This is a genomic window from Adlercreutzia sp. DFI.6.23, from assembly GCF_024462535.1.
Taxonomy (GTDB): Bacteria; Actinomycetota; Coriobacteriia; order Coriobacteriales; family Eggerthellaceae; genus Adlercreutzia; species Adlercreutzia rubneri.
In genome coordinates this window covers 1-304 of sequence record NZ_JANGBP010000456.1, presented here as the reverse complement: position 1 = coordinate 304, position 304 = coordinate 1, and the positions used below count along the sequence as shown (strand labels likewise).

The window sequence follows — 304 nt, the reverse complement described above, 5'->3', positions numbered from 1 at the left end:
ATGAGGCGGCGCCCACCTCTGCCGATGAGGGCATGGCTCGCGATGGAGCGGCCTCCCACGCCTATGTTAATAGCGTGGAGCTTGTCGATGCCGATGTAACGGTGTATGCGGCATGGGGGTATCAGGAGCATGTTTGGGGCGACTGGGCTGTCGAAACTCCTTCGACCTGCGTTCAGCAAGGAACCGAAAAGCGCACCTGCACTACGTGTGACGCCGTTGAAAGACGGCCGCTCAATGTTCTTCCCCACGAGTGGGAGGCGAATTTCACGGTAGACAAGCCCGTTACCTGCGTTGAGGACGGTCT

General features: G+C 59.2%; 1 protein-coding gene. It reads left to right on the top strand.

Going from position 1 to position 304, the window contains the following annotated elements:
• Positions 1 to 32 precede the first annotated feature (32 nt).
• Positions 33 to 304 (top strand): hypothetical protein (locus tag NE591_RS14120; RefSeq protein WP_256156962.1); only part of this gene is annotated, 272 nt, incomplete at its 3' end.